This is a genomic window from Rubrivirga sp. S365, from assembly GCF_032248475.1.
GTDB classification, from domain to species: domain Bacteria; phylum Bacteroidota; class Rhodothermia; order Rhodothermales; family Rubricoccaceae; genus Rubrivirga; species Rubrivirga litoralis.
The window spans coordinates 3297175-3319642 of sequence record NZ_JAVTTN010000001.1; the positions used below are offsets into that span (position 1 = coordinate 3297175).

Genomic DNA, 22468 nt, shown 5'->3' on the forward strand with positions numbered 1-22468 from the left:
GGCCTACCCGAGCCCCAACAGCTTCCCGCCTTGGTAGATCGCGAACGAGAACCCGTAGGCCAGCGCGAACATGTACCCCCACATCACGGCCGGCCAGAACCACGAGTTCAGCTCGCGCTTGGCGATCGCGAGCGTGCTCATGCACTGGAGCGCGAACACGAAGAACACCAGCAGGCTGACCGCCACGAGCGGGGTGAAGACCGGCGTCCCGTCGGGGTAGCGGTCGGCCTTGATCGCGTCGCGGAGGGCGAGGCTCTCCTCGTTCGCGTCGGCGCCGGCGCTGTAGATCGTGGCGAGCGCGCTCACGATCACTTCGCGAGCGGCGAACGAGGCCACGATGCCGGCCGAAATCTTCCAGTCGAACCCGAGTGGACGCATGATGGGCTCGATGGCGTGTCCGAACCGGCCGATGAGGCTGTTCCGCACCTGGTACCCGGCGATCTCGTTCTGGACCGCCGCCCGCTCCACGTCCGCCGCCTCCAGCGCCGACTCGATCGACGCCCGCTCGGTCGCGTGCAGCTCGGCCGCGGCGGCGGGGTTGATGCGGACGAGCGACTCGGTCGCCTCCTCGACTGCCACGTCCGCCGCCGCCGCGCGCGCGGCCAGCTCCGGGGGCGGCTCCACCTTCGGGTAGCTCGCCATGAACCAGAGCACGATCGAGAGCGCGAAGATGATCTTCCCCGCGCGGACCACGAACACCTTCGAGCGGTCGACCATGCGCCGCCAGAGGTACTTCGGCTGCGGCATCCGGTACGGCGGCAGCTCCATCACGAACGATGAGCCCTCGCCCTTGAACACGAACCGCCGCAGCACGAGGGCCGACACAAACGCCATGACGGTCCCCAGGACGTAGAGCCCTGTCATCGCCAGCCCCTGGTACCCGACGACGCCGAACAGCGTGCCGGCCGGGATGAACGCGGCGATAAAGAGGACGTAGACCGGCAGCCGCGCCGAACACCCTTGCAAGGGCACGACCATGATCGTGATGATCCGGTCGCGCTCGTCGGCCAGCGTGCGCGCGGCCATGATGCCGGGGATGGCGCAGGCGTAGGCCGAGAGCATGGGCACGACCGACGCCCCACTCAGGCCGACCCGGCGCATGGCGCGGTCCATGATGAACGCCGTCCGCGCCATGTAGCCCGAGTCCTCCATGAGGCCCAGGAACAGGAACAGGAGGAGGATCTGGGGCAGGAACACCAGCACGTTGCCCACGCCCGAGAGCGCGCCCTCGACGAGCACGTCCTCGATGACGCCGTCCGGCAGCACGGCGCGCATCCCCTCGCCCGTCACGCCCACCAGCCACTCGATGCCGTCCATCGCCGGGACGGCCCAGCTAAAGACGGCCTGGAAGATGACGAGCAGGACGCCGCCGAAGATGAGCGGCCCCCAGATCCGGTGCGTGACGACGGCGTCGATCCGGTCCGAGAGCGTCCGCTCGTCGGCCGCGGCCGTGTGCTGGACGACGCGGGCGGCGACCGGGCTGATCCAGCCGTAGCGGCCCATCATCTCGGCCATCTTGTACGGGACCGGCCGGGCCTCGAACTCGGCGCGCGTGTCGAGCACGGCCTGGTGGAAGCCCGGCGCCCGCCCCGCCCAGGGCGCGAGCAGCGGGTCGGCGGTGAGCGCGCCGAGCGCCTCGAAGCGGCGGCGCGCGGCCGGCACGTCGGGCGCCTCAGCGCCCAGCCGTTCGGCGAGCGCGTCCAGCGCCTCGTCCACGGCCGGCATCGCCTCCCAAGCCACCCCGCCCGCGGGGCGGGGCGGGTCGAGCACGGCCCGGCGGAGCGCGTCCAGCCCGTCGCCCGTCTTGGCCGAGATGGGGACGACCGGCGTGCCGAGCGCGTCGGCGAGCGCGTCGGCGTCGACCTCGATGCCGGCCTCGGCGGCCGCGTCGGTCATGTTGAGCGCGACGACGACCGGGAGCCCGAGGTCGAGGACCTGGGTCACGAGGTAGAGGTTGCGCTCGAGGTTCGTCGCGTCGACGACGCACGCGACCACGTCGGGCGCCGGCTCGCCCGGGATCCGCCCGACGAGGGCGTCGAAGGCGACGCGCTCGTCGACCGACTTGGGGCTCAGGCTGTAGGTGCCCGGCAGGTCGACGACCTCGACGCCCTCCGCCCCGCCCCGCCCGCTCCGGGCCAGGCGGCCCGACTTGCGTTCGACGGTCACGCCGGGGTAGTTGGCCACCTTCTGGTGGCTGCCCGTGAGCGCGTTGAACAGCGTCGTCTTACCCACGTTCGGGTTCCCCGCGAGCGCCACGGTCTGGACTCGGGCCGGGGCGGGACGCGTCGCGGGCGGGGCGGGGCGGAGGGTCTCCACGGGCAAACCGGGGCGGGGTGGGTTAGGCCGGAGTAACGATCACGTGCGCGGCCTCCTGCTTGCGGACCGAGAGGTGGAACCCGCGCACGCGGAGGTCCATCGGGTCGCCGAGCGGGGCGAGGCGGACGACTTCGACGGTCGTCCCGGGCACGAGCCCCATCTCGAGCAGCCGGCCCGGCGGGTCGCCGGCGGCGTAGCCCGTGACGGTCGCGCGGGCGCCGGCGGCGAGCGTGTCGAGCGTGACGGACAAGGCGCTACCCGTCGGCGTCCGTCGCGAACAGGCCCATGGCCACCTCGCGGCGGAGCGCCACGCGCGCGGCGCCCAGGCCGAGCACGCACTTGTCGCCGGTCGACATCACGCAGGCGTCGCACCCCTCGCGGACGCCGAGCTCGCGGAGCCGGGCGCACGTGGCCTCGTCGAGACCCATGAAGCACAGCCGGACCCGCTTGCCAGCGGCGAACGCAGTGACCGGGGCGGGGCTGGCAGACATGGCGGGCGCCGGCGGGCGGGGTGGCGGGTTATCTGGACGGGTTCTAAAGGTACGGCTCTGCCCGCCGACGCGGTTCCGCCCGACCGCCCCGCCCAGCGAATTCTCTCGGGCAACGGGGGCGGGCGGGGCGGTAGGGGCGTATCGGCCTGCGGCCCCCTCATGTGAAATCCCGCCGCCCCGCCCGAGTGCCGCGCTACACAACTCGTCGCGTCCTGTGGAACGGGGCAGGGTGGCGCGACGAGGGCATCGCCCCGCCCCCGGGTGGCGAGGCACCATCTGATCATCCGCCCCGCCCTAGCCGAACAGGGTGTCTTCCAGCTTGCGCAGGCGGTCCTCCTCGCGAGCGGCACGGGCCTCGGGGCTCTCGAACTGCTCTCGGTTCTCGTCCGACCGCTTCTGCTCAGCCTCTTCGCGGGCCGCCTCGCGCTCGGCCGCCTTCTCGGCCGCGATCTCTTCGGCGACGAGGTCGGCGAACGGCTCCTGCGCCCGGGCGAACATGACGTGGACCTCCTCGACCGGCGACCCGGCCGCCGCGCGTTCGCGGTAGAGCCGGAGGCACCCGTTCCAGAGCGCCCGCCGGAAGCCCCACTTCTCCACCGAGTACGACCCCGCCCGGCGCTTGCCGGCCGCGTTGACCCAGTTGAGCTGGACGTAGAGCTTGGTCTTGTCCCCCTCGGTCTTTTCGCGGACCGAGAGGCCCACGACGCCCGTGTTGCTCCACGCCTTGCGCGGCTTGGGGTCGTCGGGCGGGGTGATGGACGCGAGGAGGTCGTCGCGGTACGTCATGGCAGCGTCGAGGGCGGCATCGCGGCCGCCGTGCTTGGCGTCGGCGAAAAACTTGGAGAGCCGCGTCCCGTCGCGCCGCGCGCGCACCTGCCACCCGTGCGTCGGGTGGCGGCGGGGGTGGGCCTCGGAGGGCTCAATGTCGATCCGGGTGACGTGGTGGAGCCGGCGCTCCCCGCCCCCTTCCGTCTCGTGTGTCTTTGCACAGCCCGCGGGGGCCACGCCGTCTGTCTCAAGGTCCATCAGGCTCCGGTGGGCGGGGCGGAAGCGGAGGGCTCGACGGGCCGCTAGCGCGCGGCCGGGGCCACGGCTTCGACGCGCGTGACCTCGGGGACCGCACGCTTGATGGCCTGCTCGATCCCCGCGCGCAGCGTCATCATGCTCATGGGGCACGTGCCGCACGCGCCGAGCAGCTCGAGCTCGACGACCATGTCGTCGGTCACGTTCTGGAGCCGGACGCTCCCGCCGTCGGCCATCATGTAGGGCCGGATGGAGTCGAGAGTGGTCTCGATCCGCTGGCGGAAGTCGGGGTCGGCGGGGTCGAGTACAGAAGCGTCGGCCATGTCCGCAGAAGGGTGAGTCGGGAGGATAACACCGGGCCGGCGGTCGGTCCGGCTTGGGTCGCGTGTGCCGGAGAGACGCGCTGGGGAGCGGGAGTCGTACCCGCCGCCCCGCCCCGGCGGCCGTCTTCACGTTGCAGGACGCTGCGGGTGGGGTGGGACTTCGTCTCCAGACCGCCCCGCCCTCGCCCTACTTGTACAGGATCTCGATGGGCTGCGTGGGCGGGGCGGCGTCGTTGCGGCGCTCGACCTCCGCCACGACGCGCTCGGCGGCCTGCGCGAACGCCCGGGCCGCCGCGCTCTCTGGCTCCTTCAGCACGACGGGCGTCCCGCGGTCGCCGGCCTCACGTGTGGCCTGCTCAATGGGGACTTCGGCCAGAACCGGCACGTCGAGCTCGGCGGCCAGCTTCTGCGCGCCGGCCTCGCCGAACAGGTAGTACCGGCGGTCGGGGAGATCGGGCGGGGTGAAGTACGCCATGTTCTCGACCACGCCGAGCACGGGCACGTGGACGCTGCGGAACATGGCGACCGCCTTGCGCGCGTCGGCCAGCGCCACGTCCTGCGGCGTCGAGACCACGACGGCGCCGGTCAGCGGGACCGTCTGGACGAGCGTGAGCTGGATGTCGCCGGTGCCGGGCGGGAGGTCGAGGACGAGGTAGTCGAGCTCGCCCCACGCGGCCTGCCCGAGCAGCTGGCGCACGGCGCTCGACACCATCGGCCCGCGCCAAATGACCGCGTTCGCGTCGTCGACCAGAAACCCCATCGACAGCACCTTGACCCCGTAGCGGACGAGCGGGACGATGTCGCGGTCGTCGTTCACGCGCGGCTTCTCGCTCGGCGGCACGCCGAACATGAGCGGGACGCTCGGGCCGTAGATGTCGGCGTCGAGGAGCCCGACGGCCGCCCCGCCCTCGGCGAGCGCGACGGCGAGGTTGGCGGCCACGGTGCTCTTGCCCACCCCGCCCTTCCCGCTCGCGACGGCGATAAAGTTTTTGACTCCGCGGACGCCCTTCGGGGCCGTGGGCGGGGCGGGGGCGGCGGGCGGCGTGGGGTCGGCCATGGGTCTCGGGGAAGCTCGGGGAGGGCACCCGGCGGGCGGGGCGGGGTTCCGCGCTCCCCGCGCCTTCCCCCGACGTTCGCCCGCGCCACCCCGCCCGAGTCGATTCGCCGCGTGGGCGGGGCGGGGCGGGGCGGGAGCCTACGCCTGCTCGGCCGCCCAGAGCGCGAGCCCGTGCCGAAGCGCGCCGGGCGTGGCGACGTACCCGCCCGCGCCGAGCGCGCGGACGACGGCGGCGAGCACCAGGACCGACGCGGCCGCCACGTCTTCCCGCCCCGCCAGCGTGTCGGGCGCGAGCGCGAGCGCCTGGGCCGGCGTGAGCCCGAGGAGCCGGTCCCGCCACGCCTCGATCTCGCCCAGGGGCACGAACGGGGGATCGCCGGCGGCCTCGGACAGCCGTGCGAGCAGCCGCGCCACGCTCCCGGTTGCGAGCAGAGGGAGGCCACGCACGGCGTCCCGGTCGACGGTCGCGAGCGCCGCCGCCACGTCGGTCTCAGCCACGCGGACGGCGGACGGGGCGGGCGGGCGCTCGCCCAGGTGCCGCTCGGTCAGGCGGACGCTCCCGACGTCCAGGCTCGTCCGGTACGTCACCCCGCCCGCGCGCGTCCCGGCGACGACCTCGGTCGAGCCGCCGCCCACGTCCACGACGGCCGCTTCGGCGACGTCGGGGAGCAGGGCGAGCGCGCCGCGGAAGCTCAGCGCGGCCTCCTCGACGCCCGGAATCACGCGATAATCCAGGCCGAGCGCGTCGCGGACCCGGTCGCGGAGCACGCCGACGTTTTGGGCGTCGCGGCTCGCGCTCGTCGCCCCGATCACGACGCGCTCGGCGCCGAGCCGGTCGGCCGTCGCGCGGGCCGCCGTGAGGCGGTCGACCACGCGGTCCATCGCGTCGTCCGCCAGCCGCCCCGAGGCGTCGACGCCCTGGCCAAGCCGGGCGAACCGCTCCTCGTCGGCGACCACGTCGAGGCGGCCGTCCTCCACGTCCGCGACGAGGCTGACGACCGTGTTCGTTCCAACGTCGATGGCGCAGACGCGCATGGGGTACGGGGTACGGGGTACGGGGTACGGGGTACGGGGTACGGGAAGATGCCGGCGGGCGGGGCGGCGGGCTACCGGGCGGGGTGGACATCGGCGGAACTTTTCGAGGGCCGCCCCGCCCGCGCGATCCCTCATCCCTCATCCCTCATCCCTCATCCCTCATCCCTCATCCCTCATCCCTCATCCCTCCGCAGCACGCACGCCCACCACTCGTTCTCCGACGCCTCGTGCTCCAGCGCGAGTCCCGCCCCGCCCGCGGCATCGAGGAGCGCCTCTCGCTCGGTCACGAGGAGGCCAGCCAGGACGATGGGAGCACGGGGCGTCGCCTTCTGCACGAGGTCCGGGAGCATGGGCACCAGGACGGACCGGATGATGTTGGCGAGGACGAGGTCGAACCCGTCCTCCGGCACCACGTCGAGCGAGCCCTCGCGGACCTCGAAACGGTCCTGTACGCCGTTGCGGGTCGCGTTCTCGTCCCCGTTCGTCACGCTCCACGGGTCGATATCTACGCCCAGCGCCGACGAGGCGCCGAGAGCGAGGGCGGCGATAGATAGGATGCCTGTCCCGGTCCCTACGTCGAGGACGCGAGCGTCCGGGAGCACGATGTCGGGGAGGAGCCGGAGCACGAGCCGCGTGCTCTCGTGGTAGCCCGTCCCGAACGCCATCTTCGGGTCGACCGTCAGCCGTGTGCGGCCGTCGTGCTCCGGGCCGAGGTCTGCCCACGACGGCGCCACCACGAACGGGCCGGCGACGACCGGCTCCAGGCTGGCCTCCCACGTCGCGTTCCAGTCCTGGTCCTCGACCGTCTCGGCGCGCCACCCCGCCCCGCCCACGCGGCGGTCAACGGCCTCGCGCGTCGGGGCGTCCCACCGGGCGACGGGCGCATAGGCGACGACGCCGTCGTCCGTCTCCTCGAAGGCGTCGAAGCCCCAGTCCGCGAGGTCGGCCACGAGCGCTTCGCGGGCGTCGGGCGAGACGGTGAGCGTGAGGCGGAGCGTGTCGGGCATGGGCGGGGCGGGCGGGGCGGGCGGGGCGGCCCCTACGCGCCCCGGCGGGCGGGGTGCCCCACGCTACCGCGCGCGGACGACGCGGACGCCCCGTTGCACGTCTGGGTCGACGGCCCCGGCGAGCGCGCCGGCCGCTCCCGTCGCGTCGGCCTGGTGGTGGAGCACGTAGGCGCCGGCGGGGAGGTCGACCACGCCGCGGAACTGGCGGAAGACCGGGGATCCGCCCACGGGGTCGGTGTTGTCGCGCGTCATCTCCCATACGCGGCGGCCGTCCTCGTCCACGATCCAGCCCGTCTCGACGAGGACGTCGCTCATAAACACGCCGGCGCCCGCGACGGCGAGTGCGGCGTCGACTTCGAGCGTGAAGGGCACCGCCTGCTCCGCCCCGCCCTCGCCCGCGATGGCCTCGGCGAGCACCGTCTCGACCTCCGGGGGCGGGGCGGGGCGGCCGACCAAAGCCGGGTCGAACGCGGGGTCGAGGGCGTAGAGCACGACGCCCCACAGCTCGGCGCGGGGGCCGCCCTCGCCCCTGAACCCGCTCTGGCAGTCGTGCGAGGCGTCGGTCTCGTAGCGGAGCCGGTACGTGCCGGTGTCGAGCGAGAGCGCGGCGGTCGCTTGACGGTTCCGGTCCGCCCCGCCCGCGGGTTCGAGGTCGCTCCGGGGCATCTCCCACACCTCGTTCCACCCGCCCCCGGGGGCCTCGCGGTCGAGGGCGCCCCAGTCGTAGCGGCTGCCGCCGACGACCTCGCCGACGGTGACGACGAGGACGTCGGCGGGGGCGTCGAGCGTGAAAACGAGCGTGGAGCCGTCGTCTGGGCCGGCGCACCGGATGGCCGCAACCTCGGGGAGGTCCACGTCGTCCACGTCGAGCGGGGCGACGGCCGCCCCGCCCTGGACCTCCATCCCCCACTGCCACGGCGCCCAAGGCGGGTTGGACGTCCACGAATCGTAGGCGTGGTCGCGGTCGGAGAGGTAGACGGCGCGGTAGTAGCCGGGCGCGAGCGCGAGCTCGCCCGTAGCGAGCCGGTTCTTGAGCGACCCGCCCGCCCACGCCGTCCGCTCCGGGCGCGCGGCCCAGACGGTATCGCGGGTGCCCAGGCGCACGACGAAGGCCGAATCGGCGAGGACGCCGTCGGTCGCCTCGACGAGCGCGCGAACGCGGACGCGGGCCGGCGCCGTGACGCGGAACAAGGACTCGCGCCGCTCGCCGCTGCCGACGCCCCAGGCGCGCCAGACGACCGCCGAGTCCGCCCCGCCCCGGTCGAGCGCGTCGTCGGCCGGGTCGCCGCTGACGCGCTCGACCGCCCCGCCCGCGCCGACGGCCCGGACAACGAGCCGCCACCGGCCAGCGTCACCGCGCCACGCTCGGCCGCTCCGGTTGAGCGCCGTCCGCAGCCGCTCGCCGAGCGACGGGGACGGCGGCGCCGGGGCGCGCACGAGCGGGTCGCCGTAGGACGCGACGTAGGCGTCGTAGAGGCCGGCCGGCAGGCGCACCGTGTCTTGGACGGCGGCGAACGTGCCGCGGGCGGGGCGGGGCGGCCGCATCTGCCAGACGACGGCGCCGTCCGCGCGGCGGACGATCCAGGCGGTCGCGGCGAGCGTCGTGTCCGACGTCGGGCTCCCCGCCTCCTCGAACGAACCGGCCGCGTCGACGGCGAGCACCGCCGGCCCGGACACCCGGAACGCCTGGTGCTCCAGCCGGTCCACGCCGACGCCCGCGAGCGACACGACGCCGTCGGCGGCCTCGGCCCCCGACCGAACGGCGACGACGACGCCCAGGACGAGGAGGGCGAGCAGGAGCAGGCGGGACAGGGTGGCGCGCATCGCGGCCGCTACGGCGGGGCGGCCGCAGAGTTGCCGGGGCGGGGCGGCGTCCTGATCTTGCTGCAACTCCGGCTCCGGGCCGCCCGAACACGGGCGGCCGCCCCCACCCCTCCGCTCTGACCTACGCCGCCCCGCCCCGCGCCGTCGTCGCGACCCGCCCCCGGCGGCTCGGCGTTGGAGCCGTCGCCGTACTCGGCGTCGCCGGCGTGGCGGCCGTGCGCGTGGTCGAAGCCGCCGCCCACACGCCGCCCCCGTTCGGGGTCGCGGTCGCGCTCGACCTGGCCGTCGTCGTGGCGCTCGCGGCCGCGTACGCGGCGCTCGTGGCGGCCGGGGCGGGGCGGCCGCCGTCGCTGCGCACGCTCTCGACGCCGCTCCTGGTGGCGCTCGGCGTGCTCGCCGTCGAGGCCGGCGTGGGATGGCTCCACGAGGGCGGGGTGGATCCCAAGACAGCCCTCCCGCTCGACCTCGCGACGGCGGTCCTGGGCGGCGTCGTCGGTGCGGCCGACGGCGTCTTGTCGGTGACGGTCCTCGTGGCCCTCCGCCCGCTCGTGCTCCGGCGGCCCCGGCGCGGCGTCGTGCTCGCGTGGCGCGCGCTCGTGGGGCTGGGTCTGGCGACAGCCGTGTTGCTGGCGGGGCGGCCGGTGACGGAGCTGCCCCCGCCGGCGCTCTCCCTGCTCACGGCGGCGACCGTGCTCCTGGGCGCGGCGCTCTCGGCGCGGCAGTCGTGGACGGCGGCGCTCGGGCGGCGGCAGCGCGGGGCGGCGGCGGCGCTCGCGCTCGCGCTCGCGGCCGTCCTCGTGGGCTTGGTCGTCGTCCGCAGCGCCGGGCCGGCGACGCTCCCGGTCGGCGACGGGAGCGGGGCGGTCGGGGCCATCGGGTACACGTCGCTCCTCAGCCGCCCACTGGGGGCGGGGACGCTCCTCGTGACCGTCGTGGGCGGCCTCTACGCGCTCGCCGCCGGGCTCGTGCTCCTCCTCGGCGCGCCGGCCGCCGAGGACGACCGGACGGGCGAGCGGCGGGCGCTCCGCCAGCTGGCCGACCTCTCGGGCCGGCTCCTCGACCGCCCCGCCCTCGCGGCCGCCGTCGCGCGGGGGCCGGTCGAGGCCGGACTGGGCGACCTCGCGTGGGTGGCGCTCTCGGACGTCCGCACCGGCGCCGTCGCGCCCGCGGTCGTGGCGGCCGAGGGCGTCTCGGTCGAGGCGGCGGCGGCGGCCGTCGACGTAGCGGCACTCGCCCGCGCGGTCGAGGACGGCGAGGCGCTCCTCCTCGACCACGCCGAGGCCGACCACCGCGTCCGCGCCCGGCCGGGGAGCGGCGTGGGCAGCCTCGCCGTGCTCCCGCTGGGGACCGCGCGGCAGGCGAGCGGCTCCTCCCCACCCGACGCCGCCGACGGGGGCGGGGCGGTCGGGCTCGTCCGCGGGGCGCTGTTCGTGGCCCGCCCGACGGCCGACGCGTTCGCGCCGGACGACCTGGCGGCGCTCGAAACGTTCGCCGGGCAGGCCGCGCTCTCGATCTCCCACGCCGACCTGTTCGCCGACGCCTTGGAGCGCGATCGGCTCGCCCGCGAGCTGACGCTGGCCCGCGAGGTCCAGCGGCGGCTGTTCCCCCAGGCGATCCCCGATGTGGCCGGCGTCCAGATCGCGGCGGCCGAGCGCCCCGCCCGCGAGGTCGGCGGCGACTACTACGACGTGGTCCGGCTCGGCCCCGCCTGCCTGGGCGTGCTCGTGGCCGACGTGTCGGGGAAGGGGGCCGCGGCCGCGTTCTACATGGCCATGATGAAGGGGACGTTCCAGGCCGGGAGCCGCCTGGCCCGTGCGCCGGGCGCCTACCTCGCCGAAGCCAACGCCGCGCTCGGCCCGTCGCTGGGGCGGGGCGACTTCGTCTCGGCCGCTTACGCCGTGCTCGACGCCGACGCAGAGACGCTCGCGCTGGCCCGCGCCGGCCACACGCCGACGGTCCTCGCCCGCGACGAGGCCCGCCCGGACGGCGGGACGTGGCTGCTCCGCGGCGACGGCCTCGCGATTGGTCTCGACCGCGAGGGCGCCACGTTCCGCCGCGCGCTCGTCGAGCAAACCGTGGCGCTCGCGCCGGGCGACACGCTCCTCCTGTACACGGACGGCCTGGTCGAGGCCCGCGACGCGGGCGGGGCGGAGTACGGCTACGACCGGCTCGCCGCCTTCGTGGCCCGCCACCGCGACCGCGACGCCGACACCCTCCGCGACCTCCTCCTCGACGAGCACAGAACGTGGTCCGGCGCCGACCCCGACGACGACACCACGTTCGTTGTCGTCCGTTGGGTCGGGCGGGGCGGTCCCACGCCCGCGCCCGCGCCGGCCGCCCCGCCCGTCACCGAGCGCCCCGCCTTCCCCACCCCGCCCGCCCCATGAGCCACTTTTCCGTCCGCTTCGACCGCCGCGAGGGGCCGCCCGAGGCGCCGGTCCGCGTGCTCGCCCCGTCGGGCGAGCTCGACGCCCACACCGCGCCCGACTTCGAGGCCGCGCTCCAGGCGTGCCTCGACGATGGCGACGCCCGCCTGGTCGTCGACGGCGCCGGGCTGGACTACGTCTCGTCGGCCGGGCTCGGCGTGTTCATGGCGTTCGTCGAGCCGGCCCGGACCGCGGGGGGCGACCTGAAGATCGCGGCGCTGCCGGACCGCGTGTTCGAGGTGTTCGACCTGCTCGGCTTCCCCACCGTGTTCGACATGGCGCCGACGGTCGAGGCGGCCGTCGGAGCATTCGACGCCCGCTGAGCCGTGGCCGCCCCGCCCGAAACGCTCTGGGTCCGCGGCCAGACGGCCGAGCTCGCCCGCGTCCGCCGGCGCGTGGCGGCGTGGGCCGAGGCGTCCGGGCTACCGGCGCGGGCGGGGCGGCGCATCCAACTGGCCGTCGACGAGACGGTCGCGAATGCCATCGAGCACGGGCTCGGCGCCGGCCGCCGCGTCGTCGTGCGCGGCGCGCCCGGGCGGGGCGGGCTCACGGTGACGATCCGCTACCGCGGCGCCCGGTTCGACCCGACCACGGCGCCGGCCGCCCCGCCCGACGCCGCCCTCCGCGCGCGGGCCAAGCACGGCTACGGGCTCCACCTCATCCGCCGCCTGGTCGACGACGTGGCCTACCGATGGGACCGCGGGACCAACGAGGTGCGCCTGACGGTGCGGGCCGCCCCGCCCCCAAACGCCTCGTAGGGACGACCGGCGATCTCCCGCTGCCAGTCCACGAGCAGAGCGGCCCGACGCAGAACCGCCCCGCCCTCAAACGGTGAGGGCGGGGCGGTCGAACAGGCGGTCCGGGCGGGGCGGCTACCCCTCGTGTTCGACCTGGAGGTAGTCGAGCTCGAGCGGCGTCTTGCGGCCGAAGATGGAGACCATCACGCGGACCTTCATCTTGTCCGGGTAGACCTCCTCGACGAACCCGGTGAACGTGTTGAACGGGCCGTCGACGACCTTGACCGGGTCGCCCGTCTTGAACGGGATCTCCGGCTGCTCGCCCTGGTCCTCGTCCATCCGCCCGAGGATGCGGCTGACCTCGTCGGGGCGGAGCGGGACCGGCTCGCCGTTGGCGCCGAGGAACCCGATCGTCGACGGCGCGCCGCTGATGAGCTCCTTGAGGTACGGGTCGATCAGGGCCTCGATGAGGATGTAACCCGGAAACGACGTCTTCTCGCGCGTCTTCTTCTTCCCCGCCCGCATCTCGAACACGGTCTCGGTCGGGATGACGATCTGGCTCAGCTTGTCGTCGTAGCCCAGACGCTCGATCTCACGCATGAGGTACTCCTCGACCTTCTTCTCGTGTCCCGAGAAGGTGCGGAGGACGTACCACTTGCGGACGGTGCGGGTCAAAGACATGGGGCGTGGGCGGGGCGGTCTAGCTTCCGTAAACGAGTTGGAGGACCAGGCTGATGACCTTGTCCGCCCCGAAAATGAACAGCGAGAGGACGAGGGACGCCAGAAGCGTAAGGACCGTGTTGTCGATCAGCTCCTTCCGCTTCGGCCAGTTCACCTTCCGCATCTCCTTGCGGACTTCGGCGACGTAGTTGCCGGCCGCCCCGCCCGGGGCCTTCGTTTGGGTTTGGGTCGCCATGCTGGAGGCCGCACGCGCGGCGGGTGTCGGAGGGGTCAGCGGGCACGGGCGGCAGGACTCGAACCTACAACCTGCGGTTTTGGAGACCGCTGCTCTGCCAATTGAGCTACGCCCGTTCAGCGGACCGCCGGCGCCCCGAGGAGCGCCGGCGGTCGGTTCAATCTACGGGCCGGCGGGGCGGATGGTTCGGAGGGACGGTGGAGAACCGCCCCGCCCCCACCCGAGCCGGTCTAGTCGAGGATTTTGGAGACGACGCCGGCGCCCACCGTCCGCCCGCCCTCGCGGATCGCGAACCGCAGCCCCTCCTCCATCGCCACCGGCACGATGAGGTCCACCTTGAACTGCGTGTTGTCCCCCGGCATCACCATCTCCACCCCCTCCGCCAGCTCGATGTCCCCCGTCACGTCCGTCGTCCGGAAGTAGAACTGCGGGCGGTACCCCTTGAAGAACGGCGTGTGCCGGCCGCCCTCGTCCTTCGACAAGATGTACACCTCGCACTCGAACTGCTTGTGCGGCGTGACCGAGCCCGGCTTGCACACCACCATCCCGCGCTCGACCGCGTCCTTCTCGATCCCGCGCAGCAGCACGCCCGCGTTGTCCCCGGCCTGCGCCGAGTCCAGGAGCTTCCTGAACATCTCGACGCCCGTCACCGTCGAGGCCATCTTCTCCTCCTGCATCCCGATGAGCTCCACCGGCTCGCCCACCTTGATCTGGCCCCGCTCGACCCGGCCCGTCACCACCGTCCCCCGGCCCGTGATCGAGAACACGTCCTCGACCGGCATCAGGAACGGGCGGTCGACGGCCCGCTCCGGCGTCGGGATGTAGTCGTCGACGGCCGTCATGAGCTCCATGACCTTGGCCACCCACGCGTCCTCCCCGTTCAAGGCGCCCAGCGCCGAGCCCTGCACGACCGGGAGGTCGTCGCCCGGGAACTCGTACGACGAGAGCAGCTCGCGGACCTCCATCTCGACGAGCTCCAGGAGCTCCTCGTCGTCGACGAGGTCGGCCTTGTTCATGAACACCACCACGTAGGGCACGCCGACCTGGCGGGCCAAGAGGATGTGCTCGCGGGTCTGCGGCATCGGGCCGTCCGTGGCGGCGACCACCAGGATGGCCCCGTCCATCTGGGCGGCGCCCGTGACCATGTTCTTCACGTAGTCGGCGTGGCCCGGGCAGTCGACGTGGGCGTAGTGCCGCTCGGCCGTCTCGTACTCGACGTGGGCCGTGGCGATCGTGATGCCGCGCTCGCGCTCCTCGGGGGCGTTGTCGATGTCCTCGAACGCCTTGGCCTCCCCGCCGGACGCCTCGGCGAGCACCTTCGTGATCGCCGCCGTCAGCGTCGTCTTCCCGTGGTCGACGTGGCCGATCGTGCCGACGTTGACGTGCGGCTTCGTCCGCTGGAACTGTTCCTTCGCCATGGGTCTGTATCGTCTGTGCGCAAGGCGCGCGGTGTCGTGGGTCTACGTGTGCCGCCCGGGCGGGGCGGAGGAGCCTCCTCCGGGAATTGAACCCGGGACCCCTTCCTTACCATGGAAGTGCTCTACCGCTGAGCTAAGGAGGCGGACGGAACGATGAATGACAAAGGCTGAACGATGAAGGGAAAGACCTTCAGCGTTCGCCGTTCAGCATTCAGCGTTTCGAGGGAGCGGGAGACGGGATTCGAACCCGCGACCCTCAGCTTGGAAGGCTGATGCTCTACCAGCTGAGCTACTCCCGCAGGGCGCCCCAGGGCGGGGCGGGTCGTCAAAACGTGGGCAGGGAAGGATTCGAACCTCCGTACTCTTACGAGAACAGATTTACAGTCTGTCGCCTTTAACCACTCGGCCACCTGCCCAGAAAAAGAACGGCGCGACGCCCACCGGCGGAGCTGGCGGAGGGGCTCGAACCCCCGACCTGCTGATTACAAATCAGCTGCTCTACCAGCTGAGCTACGCCAGCCAGACGGCGCGGCCCGTGGTCTGGGCACGCCGCGCACCGGAGCGTCGCGGAGGGCCAAGCTAGGCCGCCCCGCCCTCGGGGGCAACCGGCTAGGCGGGCGGGGCGGGGTGGTCGGGCGCTCTTCGTGGTTTCTTGCCCCGCCACCAGCGCACTGCGGCGACGGCGAGGACCGCCACGAGCACGACCGTCACCGCGCGGCCGTAAACGGCGAGCCCGTCGAGGACGCGCGTCCACTGCGACCCGAGCGCCGCCCCGCCCCCAACGAGCAGCGCGCTCCACGCGAGCGCGCTGACCGTGGCCCAGAGCGTCGTCGGCCCCCACCGGAGGTCGGAGGCGCCGGCGAGCAGGCCGATCACCGAGCGCCCGCCGCTGAGGAAGCGGTTGGCCGCGACGACGGCGTAGCCCCGCCGCTCGAGCCACCGCTCGACGCGGGCGACCGGCCCGCGCGGGATCCACCGGAGGCGCGTGGGGTCCTGGACCGCCTCCCCCAGACGGCGGCCGATCGCGAACACGGTGAGGAAGCCGAGCGAGCCGCCGAGCGTGGCGAGCGCGAGCGTCGGCCCGAACGCGAGCGTGCCCAGGCCGACGAGCGACCCGCAGACGACGATGACGGTGTCGCCCCAGATGGGCGGCACGAGGTTCTCGAGGTACGAGATCGCGAGCAGGACCGCGTAGATCCCGCCCGGCGGGAGCGCCTGGAGCCAGTCGACAAAGTCGGTGGCGAGCGCCTCCACCTAGTGCGCCGTCAGGAGGCAGACGGCGTGGGCCGCCGCGCCCTCGCCGGTCCCGACGAACCCCATGCCCTCGCCGGTCGTCGCCTTGACGGACACGCGGCCGACGTCGACGCCGAGGGCGCCCGCGAGCGCCGCCCGCATGGCGTCGACGTGCGGGCGGAGCTTAGGTCGCTGGAGCACGACCGTCGCGTCGACGTTGCCGATGTCCCACCCCGCCCGGCCCACGCGCTCGACGACGCGCCGGAGGAGGTCGAGGCTGTCGGCCCCAGCCCACTCGGCGTCGGTGTCGGGGAACAGAGCGCCGATGTCGCCCAGCGCCGCCGCGCCGAGGAGCGCGTCGATGACGGCGTGCGTCAGGACGTCGGCGTCGGAGTGGCCGTCGAGCCCGACATCGGACGGGACTCCCACCCCGCCCAGGATGAGCGGCCGGCCGGAGACCAGTCGGTGGACGTCGTAGCCGTGGCCGATGCGCATGACGGGGTACGGGGTACGGGGTACGGGGTACGGGGTACAGGAAGATGGCGGCGGGCGGGGCGGGGGGCCACCGGGCGGGGTGGAAGACGGTCGGAAGAGCAGCGGGCAGCGGGCAGCGGGCAGCGGGCAGCGGGCAGCGGGCAGCGGGCAGCGGGCAGCGGAAGATCACCACCCCGCCCACGCCACGGGCGGGGCGGTCGCCGTAGCGGCGTTGCATGCAACGCCGTCGGGCCGCGGCGCCCGGGCGGGGCGGCGTCTTTCTCCGGCCGCCCCGCCCGCATCATCCACCACCCCTAGCCCCTCCTGTCCAGGAGGGGGACTCCTCCCACCCCGCCCGCTGCTCGCCGCACGCTGTCCCCGCGGGCGGCGCGGAACAAACCTGGCACGTCGCCTCGCCCGCGCGATCCCTCATCCCTCATCCCTCATCCCTCATCCCTCATCCCTCATCCACGCCGGCCACAGCGCCTCGGCCAGCGCCCAGTCCGACGGCCGCGTCAGCTTGAGGTTGCGGGCGTCGCCCTCGACGATGCGGACCGGGTAGCCGGCGCCCTGCAAGAGCCCGACCTCGTCCGTGGCGACCGAGCGCCCCGCGTTCGCGTGCGCCCGCACGAGCCAGTCGCGGCGGGCGCCCTGCGGCGTCTGCATGGCCCACAGGCCGTCGCGCGGGACGGTCTCGCCGAACAGCGGCCCCGCCCCGCCCTGCCGCAGCGTGTCAGCGACGGGGACGGCCGCCGCGGCCGCCCCGCCCGCGCGGGCCGCCGCGACCACACGCGAGACGACGTCGGCCGAGACGAACGGGCGCACGGCGTCGTGGACCAGGACGAGGTTGACGTCTGCGGGGAGCGCCGCCACGCCGTTCGCCACCGACGCCTGCCGCGTCGGCCCGCCCGCGACGACGGCGGCCGCGGCGCCGTGCTCGCGGAGCCGCGCGCCCGCCGCCGCCTCCTCGCCCGCCGGCACGACCACGACGGCCGCCCCCAGGGCGGGGTGGCGCGCGAACGCGCGGAGCGTCTGCACGAGGACGGGCGCCCCGCCCAACAGGCGGAACTGCTTGGGCACGTCGCCCCCCATCCGCCGCCCCGCCCCGCCCGCGGGCAGCACGACGCCAAAGGTGTCGGTCATGGGGGCGGGGTGGTCGTGGTCGGGGCGGGGGAACGGAGTGGAGGGCGGGGCGGCCGGACGTCAGCGGCGGCTGCCGTTCTCCCCCTTCCCTTACAAGATCAGCATCGCGTCGCCGAACGCGAACAGGCGGTACTCCTCGCGGACGGCCTCCTCGTAGGCGTGCCGCAGCAGGGAGTAGCCCGCGAACGCCGCCTTCATCATGAACAGCGTCGAGCGGGGCGGGTGGAAGTTGGCCAGGAGCCGCTCGGTGACGTGGAACGTGTGCGTCGGGTAGATGAACGCGTCGGTCCACCCCGCCCCCGCCCGGAGCGTGCGGTGGGCCGAGAGCGACGACTCGAGCGCCCGGACGGTCGTCGTGTCGCAGGCGGTGACCGTAGCCTCGCGGCTCGCGAGCGCGCGGTTGACCGACTCGACGGCGCCCGCGCCGACCTGGAAGCACTCCGACGCCATGCGGTGCTTCGAGAGATCCTCGACCTCGACCGACTGGAACGAGCCCAGCCCGCTGTGGAGCGTGACCGTCTCGACGCGGGCGCCCCGCGCGCGGAGGGTGCGGAGGAGGCCAGGCGTAAAGTGGAGGCCGGCCGACGGCGCCGCGACGGCGCCCCGCTCCGCCGCGAACACGGTCTGGTAGCGGACGCTGTCGGCCAGCTCGGACGACCGGCGGAGGTAGGGCGGGATGGGCGTCTCGCCGATCCGGTCGATGGCGTCGTAGAGCTCGGCCGGCGTGCCGTCGAAGATGAGCCGGAGCGTCCGTCCCCGGCTCGTCGTGTTGTCGAGGACCTCGGCGGCGAGACGGTCCGAGAACACGAGCTTGTTGCCGACGCGGACCTTCCGGGCGGGGTCCACCACGGTGTCCCACAACCGGCTCTCGGCGCTCAGCTCGCGGAGCAGGAAGACCTCGACGCGGGCGCCCGTCGTCTCTTTGGTTCCCCGGAGCCGGGCGGGAAACACCATCGTGTCGTTCGCCACCAGCACGTCGCCCTCAGAAAAGTAGTCGGGCAGGTCCCCGACCGTCCGGTGCTCGACGGTCCCCGCCGCCCGGTCGACGACCATGAGCCGGGCGGCGTCGCGGGGCTCGGCCGGGTAGGCCGCGATCAGCCCGCGGGGGTACTCGTAGTCGAAGTCGCTCAGCCGGAGCGTGCGGTGCAGGAAAGGCGGGGGCGCAACGACCATGAGGAGCCGGGTCACGAGGGGGAGCGAGCCACCGCCAAGCCCGCACCAAAACATGGAGCGACCGGGAATACAGGCGGATGACGGAGCGCCAACCGCCCCCACGGCCCGGGAGACCGGCCGCCCCGCCCTCGTCGCGGGGGTCGCCGCCCCGCCCGGAGCTACGGGCGGGGCGGGAGGACGCGGCCCGTGACCTCGCCGAACCCGACGGCGACGCCGTCGCGCCGCGCCTCGCCCGTGATCGTTACGCGGTCGCCGTCTTCGAGGAACGTGCGCGTCTCGCCGCCCGGGAGGCTCAGCGGGTTCTTGCCGCTCCACGTCATCTCCAGGAGCGACCCGTAGCTGCCCGGGTCCTCGCCCGAGATCGTCCCGCTCGCCATGAGGTCGCCCGGCCGTGCGTTGCAGCCGTTGACCGTGTGGTGAGCCAGCTGCTGCTCGGGGCTCCAGTAGAGGTTGCGCGCCGTCGTCTGCGCGACGACCTCCCCGCCCTCGTCCATCGACGAGGTCTGGAGCCGGACTTCGAGGTCGACGTCGAGCGCCCGCGGTCCGCGCTGGCGGAGGTACGGGAGCGGCTCGGGGTTGCCGGCCGTCGCGTCCTGCGGCTCGCCGTCGACGCGGAACGGCGCGAGCGCCTCGTACGGGACCACCCACGGCGAGACCGACGTGGCGAAGCTCTTGCCCAGGAACGGCCCGAGCGGGACGTACTCCCACTTCTGGATGTCGCGGGCGCTCCAGTCGTTGACGAGCACGAACCCGAAGATGTGGCGGTCGGCGTCCGAGATCGAGATGGGGTCGCCCAACTCGTTGCCCGGTCCGACGAAGAACCCCAGTTCGAGCTCGATGTCGAGCCGCTTTGACGGCCCGAACGTCGGCGGCGCGTCGTCGTCCGGCCGTGTCTGCCCGCTCGGCCGCACGACGTCGGTCCCGCTCACGACGACCGACGAGGCCCGGCCGTGGTAGCCCACCGGCAGGTGCAGCCAGTTCGGCTTGAGCGCGTTCTCCGGCCCCCGGAACATGGTCCCCACGTTCGTCGCGTGCTGGCGCGATGAGTAGAAGTCGGTGTAGTCGCCGATGCGGGCGGGGAGGTGCATCGTGACGTCGGCGAGCGGGAGGACCGCCGCCTCGCGGACCGCCCCGCCCTCGCGGAGGGCCGGGTCGCCGCTGTCCGACAAGAGGTCCTGGAGCCGCTCGCGGACGGCCGACCACGCGTCCGGCCCGAGCGCCATCAACGCGTTGAGCGCCGGCTGCGAAAAGACGGGCGCCCGCCCCGCCCCCGCCGCCGCGACGAGCCCGTGCGTTTCGAGCGCGGCCAGGTCCACGACGTAGTCGCCCAGGCGGACGCCCACGCGGGCGCCCCCGTCGCCGTGCGAGAACACGCCGTAGGGCAAGTTGTGGAGGCCGAAGCCGGAGTCAGCGGGGACGTCGAGGAAGGGGTTCATATCCAGGGAGTCGGTGGGTCGGTAGAGATCGGTGGGTCAGAGAGAGCCCTGGGGAGCGGTTCATGCTGTAAGCGCCGCGCCGCTCGTCGGAAGCGTCGGGCGGGGTGGGCGGCTCAACCGGACGTCCCGCCCCGCCCGCAACGGGCCTACTGATCGTCCTGACTCACTGATCCACCGACCCACGGCCCTACCGGATCCAGCCGAGGGCGCGGAGGTCCTCGCGGGGCTCGTCGAACGAGCACGAGCCGTAGCTGAGCGCGAACTGCTCGCGCGCGTCGGCGACCTCGGGCGGGGTGGTCTGGAGCGAGCGCCACCCGAGGCCGTCGTCGTCCAGGCGCCAGTGCGCGGCGTCGGCGTCGTCCAGGACTTCGGCGAGGTCGCTCGCGCTCAGCCCATGGACACGCGCCAGGATCGCCCCGCCGAACACGTTGACGAACCCGTGCATGGTCGCGCCGACGGCCTCGTCGTCGTTGCGGAACGGGTGGTGGAGCCCGGCGGTCGCCTTGAACGGGGCGCCGCCGTCGCGGGCCGTCGCCAGCGCCTCGGCCAGCGCCTCGACGCCGGGGACGAGGTCAGGCGTGACGCCGCCGCACCGGAGCTTGAGCGCGAACGCGGGCCGCCCCGCCCGCCCGTTCGCGTCGGCCACGGCCTGCGCCGCCGGCCCGACCGTGCCGGGGTGTTCGAGAAACGGGACCTCGACGGCCGCGCGCGGAGGCGTGGCGGCCCCGTCGCGGAAGGCGGCGTCGAGCTCGCCCAGGGCCTCGGCGAGCCGGTCGGCGTCAGAGGCGAGCGCGGCGGGGAGGCGGAGCTCGAAGCGGTCGCAGGCGACCTGGGCGGGGTGGCGGCGCTCGAAGGCGCGGGCGTCGTCGAGCGTGCGGCGCGCGGCGGCGGCCCAGGCCTCCGCCCCGCCCTCCTCCGGCGCGTGGCCCAGCACGGAAAACCGGGCGGGCGGGGCGGCCGCGAACAGGTCGGCAAAGGCGTCGAGGTCGTCCAGGCGCCCGGCCGGGACGATAAACCGGGCGAGCATCCAGGCGTCCGCCCCGCCCCGGTACGCCGCGAAGTTGCGGACGGCGGGCCCGAGGTCGAGGGCGGCCGGCGGGAACAGGCCGGCGTAGTCGACGAGGTCGGCGAGGAAGGCGCGGGGGCCGGGAGACATGGCGGGCGGGGCGGCGGCGCGGGGCCGGAGGGACCCACGGGCGTAGTTTTGCGTCTGAGAACATACGGCGCTCCCCCGAGCGCCTCCCATCTGCCCCGCGCCTACCGCTACGACCATGCGCTCCCGCCTCTCTCCTTTCCTCACTCTCCTGGCTCTCGTCGCCTTTACCGCCGGCTGCACGGCGGCGGGCGGCTCTACCAGCAGCAGCCCTGAAGTCGGGGCCGCCCAGTTGGCCATCGCCCAGGGCAACTTCGACTCTGCGGTCACGAGCCTCGACGCGGCGCTCGCGGCCAACCCCCAGGACGTCGACGCCCTCGTCCTCCTCGCCGACGTCCGCCGGCAGCAGGCCGAGGCGGCCGCTGACCCGGCCCTGAAGCTCGAAGCGCTCCAGGCCGCGCTCGACGCCGTCCGCCGTGCGCAGGAGGTGGCCCCCGAGGACGAGGAGGTCCGCAACGCGGCCCTCAACCTGTGGGCCACGTCGGTCAACGCCGGCAACGACCTCATCCGCGACCCCGACGCCGACAACGTCGTCGCCGCCGAGCTGTTCGAGATCGGCACGATGGCCTCGCCGGACTCCGTCCAGGGCTACTACGGGATGGGCCTCGCCCGTCTCCGTGGCGCCGACGCCGCGAACGCCGTCGACCCGCTCCGCCGGGCCGCTGAGCTCTCGCCGAACGACCCCGGCCCGGCCATCTACTACGGCCGCGCGCTCCTCTTCTCGGACCAGGCGGCCGACGCCGTCACCGTGCTCGAGGCCGCAAGCGCCCAGTTCCCGGACGACGAGGACATCGAGACGACGCTCCTCAACGCGTACGCCCGGAGCGGCCAGACCGACCGCGCCATCGAGCGCTACGAGCAGTCGATCCAGGCGCTCCCGACCGACCCCGTCGTGCGCTACAACTACGGCGCGCTTCTCCTGCAGGCCGAGCGGTTCGACGACGCCATCGAGCAGCTTGAGCGGGCGACGGAGCTCGACGGCACGAACGTCGATGCGTTCTACAACCTCGGCGCCGCCTACCAGAACAAGGCGGCCGCGCTCAACGAGCAGGCCAACACGACCGAGGACGACGCCGAGTCGGCTCGGCTGACGGGCGAGCGGGACGAGAACCTGGAGGCGGCACTCCCGTACCTCCAGCGCGCCCGCGAGATCTCGGCCGGGACCGACAACGAGGCCGACGCGTGCTCGGCGCTCTTCCGCGTCTACACTCAGCTCGGGCGGATCTCGGAGGCCGAGGTCGTCTCGGAGTGCGCCGGCATCTCGATGAACTAGGCGGAGCGGG

General features: G+C 74.1%; 22 protein-coding genes and 5 tRNA genes. 4 read left to right on the top strand and 23 right to left on the bottom strand.

Annotated features, from left to right (window positions below):
• Window positions 1–3: 3 nt before the first annotated feature.
• The 9 genes from feoB to RQM47_RS14440 form a co-directional block, all read right to left on the bottom strand.
• Window positions 4–2316 carry a ferrous iron transport protein B gene (gene feoB / locus RQM47_RS14400; RefSeq protein ID WP_314009374.1) on the bottom strand — a complete coding sequence of 771 codons (2313 nt, stop codon included), beginning with the start codon at window positions 2314–2316 and terminating at the stop codon, window positions 4–6.
• A 22-nt stretch (window positions 2317–2338) separates the two neighbouring features.
• Entirely contained in the window at window positions 2339–2566 is a 228-nt protein-coding gene (locus tag RQM47_RS14405) for a FeoA family protein (RefSeq protein WP_311664828.1), read from the bottom strand.
• Window positions 2567–2570: 4 nt separating this feature from the next.
• Window positions 2571–2807, bottom strand: a complete 237-nt coding sequence (locus tag RQM47_RS14410; protein ID WP_311664826.1) for a ferrous iron transport protein A — start codon at window positions 2805–2807, stop codon at window positions 2571–2573.
• A gap of 294 nt (window positions 2808–3101) precedes the next feature.
• The gene (locus RQM47_RS14415) at window positions 3102–3833 is read right to left on the bottom strand and encodes a hypothetical protein (protein ID WP_311664824.1); all 732 of its coding nucleotides are present in this window, start codon (window positions 3831–3833) and stop codon (window positions 3102–3104) included.
• Between the two features lie 44 nt (window positions 3834–3877).
• Entirely contained in the window at window positions 3878–4153 is a 276-nt protein-coding gene (locus tag RQM47_RS14420) for a NifU family protein (RefSeq protein ID WP_311664822.1), read from the bottom strand.
• A gap of 187 nt (window positions 4154–4340) precedes the next feature.
• A complete protein-coding gene (locus tag RQM47_RS14425; RefSeq protein WP_311664820.1) occupies window positions 4341–5210 on the bottom strand; it encodes an Mrp/NBP35 family ATP-binding protein in 870 nt (289 codons plus the stop codon).
• A gap of 138 nt (window positions 5211–5348) precedes the next feature.
• A complete protein-coding gene (locus RQM47_RS14430) occupies window positions 5349–6245 on the bottom strand; it encodes an exopolyphosphatase (RefSeq protein WP_311664818.1) in 897 nt (298 codons plus the stop codon).
• A 173-nt stretch (window positions 6246–6418) separates the two neighbouring features.
• On the bottom strand, window positions 6419–7252 hold the full coding sequence (prmA, locus tag RQM47_RS14435) for a 50S ribosomal protein L11 methyltransferase (RefSeq protein WP_311664816.1): 834 nt from the start codon (window positions 7250–7252) through the stop codon (window positions 6419–6421).
• 63 nt (window positions 7253–7315) lie between these two features.
• Complete coding sequence (locus tag RQM47_RS14440; RefSeq protein WP_314009375.1) at window positions 7316–9076, bottom strand: hypothetical protein; 1761 nt, start codon at window positions 9074–9076, stop codon at window positions 7316–7318.
• 215 nt (window positions 9077–9291) lie between these two features.
• Here RQM47_RS14440 and RQM47_RS14445 point away from each other — a divergent pair, with 215 nt between their 5' ends.
• The 3 genes from RQM47_RS14445 to RQM47_RS14455 are packed head-to-tail and all read left to right on the top strand — an operon-like array spanning window position 9292 to window position 12260.
• Window positions 9292–11463 (top strand): PP2C family protein-serine/threonine phosphatase, encoded by a 2172-nt coding sequence (locus RQM47_RS14445; RefSeq protein WP_314009376.1) that lies wholly within the window; start codon window positions 9292–9294, stop codon window positions 11461–11463.
• Window positions 11460–11825 carry an STAS domain-containing protein gene (locus tag RQM47_RS14450; RefSeq protein ID WP_314009377.1) on the top strand — a complete coding sequence of 122 codons (366 nt, stop codon included), beginning with the start codon at window positions 11460–11462 and terminating at the stop codon, window positions 11823–11825. The genes RQM47_RS14445 and RQM47_RS14450 overlap by 4 nt, the downstream gene beginning before the upstream one ends.
• Before the next feature lie 3 nt (window positions 11826–11828).
• Window positions 11829–12260, top strand: coding sequence for an ATP-binding protein (locus RQM47_RS14455; protein WP_314009378.1), 432 nt, complete (start codon window positions 11829–11831; stop codon window positions 12258–12260).
• A gap of 114 nt (window positions 12261–12374) precedes the next feature.
• Here RQM47_RS14455 and nusG read toward each other — a convergent pair whose 3' ends face one another.
• The 14 genes from nusG to RQM47_RS14525 form a co-directional block, all read right to left on the bottom strand.
• Window positions 12375–12920 carry a transcription termination/antitermination protein NusG gene (nusG, locus tag RQM47_RS14460; RefSeq protein WP_311664806.1) on the bottom strand — a complete coding sequence of 182 codons (546 nt, stop codon included), beginning with the start codon at window positions 12918–12920 and terminating at the stop codon, window positions 12375–12377.
• A gap of 19 nt (window positions 12921–12939) precedes the next feature.
• Window positions 12940–13155 carry a preprotein translocase subunit SecE gene (gene secE / locus RQM47_RS14465; protein ID WP_311664805.1) on the bottom strand — a complete coding sequence of 72 codons (216 nt, stop codon included), beginning with the start codon at window positions 13153–13155 and terminating at the stop codon, window positions 12940–12942.
• 43 nt (window positions 13156–13198) lie between these two features.
• A tRNA-Trp gene (locus RQM47_RS14470) sits at window positions 13199–13271 on the bottom strand.
• Window positions 13272–13385: 114 nt separating this feature from the next.
• Window positions 13386–14573, bottom strand: a complete 1188-nt coding sequence (gene tuf, locus RQM47_RS14475) for an elongation factor Tu (protein WP_311666076.1) — start codon at window positions 14571–14573, stop codon at window positions 13386–13388.
• 71 nt (window positions 14574–14644) lie between these two features.
• Window positions 14645–14716, bottom strand: a tRNA-Thr gene (locus RQM47_RS14480).
• 83 nt (window positions 14717–14799) lie between these two features.
• Window positions 14800–14872 (bottom strand) — tRNA-Gly (locus RQM47_RS14485).
• 34 nt (window positions 14873–14906) lie between these two features.
• Window positions 14907–14989: transfer RNA gene (locus tag RQM47_RS14490), tRNA-Tyr, on the bottom strand.
• 31 nt (window positions 14990–15020) lie between these two features.
• A tRNA-Thr gene (locus tag RQM47_RS14495) sits at window positions 15021–15093 on the bottom strand.
• Between the two features lie 89 nt (window positions 15094–15182).
• Complete coding sequence (locus RQM47_RS14500; protein WP_311666052.1) at window positions 15183–15827, bottom strand: DedA family protein; 645 nt, start codon at window positions 15825–15827, stop codon at window positions 15183–15185.
• Entirely contained in the window at window positions 15828–16301 is a 474-nt protein-coding gene (gene ispF / locus RQM47_RS14505) for a 2-C-methyl-D-erythritol 2,4-cyclodiphosphate synthase (RefSeq protein ID WP_311666054.1), read from the bottom strand. It abuts the gene before it with no gap.
• A gap of 429 nt (window positions 16302–16730) precedes the next feature.
• Window positions 16731–17423: a 2-C-methyl-D-erythritol 4-phosphate cytidylyltransferase gene (gene ispD, locus RQM47_RS14510; protein ID WP_311665666.1), complete on the bottom strand. Its 693-nt coding sequence runs from the start codon at window positions 17421–17423 to the stop codon at window positions 16731–16733.
• 90 nt (window positions 17424–17513) lie between these two features.
• A complete protein-coding gene (queA, locus tag RQM47_RS14515; protein ID WP_314009379.1) occupies window positions 17514–18596 on the bottom strand; it encodes a tRNA preQ1(34) S-adenosylmethionine ribosyltransferase-isomerase QueA in 1083 nt (360 codons plus the stop codon).
• 158 nt (window positions 18597–18754) lie between these two features.
• A complete protein-coding gene (fahA, locus tag RQM47_RS14520; RefSeq protein ID WP_314009380.1) occupies window positions 18755–20032 on the bottom strand; it encodes a fumarylacetoacetase in 1278 nt (425 codons plus the stop codon).
• Between the two features lie 187 nt (window positions 20033–20219).
• Window positions 20220–21188 carry a hypothetical protein gene (locus tag RQM47_RS14525; RefSeq protein ID WP_314009381.1) on the bottom strand — a complete coding sequence of 323 codons (969 nt, stop codon included), beginning with the start codon at window positions 21186–21188 and terminating at the stop codon, window positions 20220–20222.
• Window positions 21189–21303: 115 nt separating this feature from the next.
• Here RQM47_RS14525 and RQM47_RS14530 point away from each other — a divergent pair, with 115 nt between their 5' ends.
• Window positions 21304–22458: a tetratricopeptide repeat protein gene (locus RQM47_RS14530; protein WP_311665656.1), complete on the top strand. Its 1155-nt coding sequence runs from the start codon at window positions 21304–21306 to the stop codon at window positions 22456–22458.
• Window positions 22459–22468 lie beyond the last annotated feature (10 nt).

Excerpts from the sequence above, each read along its gene's own strand:
- RQM47_RS14410 (WP_311664826.1), bottom strand. The coding sequence starts at position 2,807 with ATGTCTGCCAGCCCCGCCCCGGTCACTGCGTTCGCCGCTGGCAAGCGG.
- RQM47_RS14415 (WP_311664824.1), bottom strand. The coding sequence starts at position 3,833 with ATGGACCTTGAGACAGACGGCGTGGCCCCCGCGGGCTGTGCAAAGACA.
- RQM47_RS14420 (WP_311664822.1), bottom strand. The coding sequence starts at position 4,153 with ATGGCCGACGCTTCTGTACTCGACCCCGCCGACCCCGACTTCCGCCAG.
- RQM47_RS14425 (WP_311664820.1), bottom strand. The coding sequence starts at position 5,210 with ATGGCCGACCCCACGCCGCCCGCCGCCCCCGCCCCGCCCACGGCCCCG.
- RQM47_RS14430 (WP_311664818.1), bottom strand. The coding sequence starts at position 6,245 with ATGCGCGTCTGCGCCATCGACGTTGGAACGAACACGGTCGTCAGCCTC.
- prmA (WP_311664816.1), bottom strand. The coding sequence starts at position 7,252 with ATGCCCGACACGCTCCGCCTCACGCTCACCGTCTCGCCCGACGCCCGC.
- RQM47_RS14440 (WP_314009375.1), bottom strand. The coding sequence starts at position 9,076 with ATGCGCGCCACCCTGTCCCGCCTGCTCCTGCTCGCCCTCCTCGTCCTG.
- RQM47_RS14450 (WP_314009377.1), top strand. The coding sequence starts at position 11,460 with ATGAGCCACTTTTCCGTCCGCTTCGACCGCCGCGAGGGGCCGCCCGAG.
- nusG (WP_311664806.1), bottom strand. The coding sequence starts at position 12,920 with ATGTCTTTGACCCGCACCGTCCGCAAGTGGTACGTCCTCCGCACCTTC.
- secE (WP_311664805.1), bottom strand. The coding sequence starts at position 13,155 with ATGGCGACCCAAACCCAAACGAAGGCCCCGGGCGGGGCGGCCGGCAAC.
- tuf (WP_311666076.1), bottom strand. The coding sequence starts at position 14,573 with ATGGCGAAGGAACAGTTCCAGCGGACGAAGCCGCACGTCAACGTCGGC.
- ispF (WP_311666054.1), bottom strand. The coding sequence starts at position 16,301 with ATGCGCATCGGCCACGGCTACGACGTCCACCGACTGGTCTCCGGCCGG.
- ispD (WP_311665666.1), bottom strand. The coding sequence starts at position 17,423 with ATGACCGACACCTTTGGCGTCGTGCTGCCCGCGGGCGGGGCGGGGCGG.
- queA (WP_314009379.1), bottom strand. The coding sequence starts at position 18,596 with ATGGTCGTTGCGCCCCCGCCTTTCCTGCACCGCACGCTCCGGCTGAGC.
- fahA (WP_314009380.1), bottom strand. The coding sequence starts at position 20,032 with ATGAACCCCTTCCTCGACGTCCCCGCTGACTCCGGCTTCGGCCTCCAC.
- RQM47_RS14525 (WP_314009381.1), bottom strand. The coding sequence starts at position 21,188 with ATGTCTCCCGGCCCCCGCGCCTTCCTCGCCGACCTCGTCGACTACGCC.
- RQM47_RS14530 (WP_311665656.1), top strand. The coding sequence starts at position 21,304 with ATGCGCTCCCGCCTCTCTCCTTTCCTCACTCTCCTGGCTCTCGTCGCC.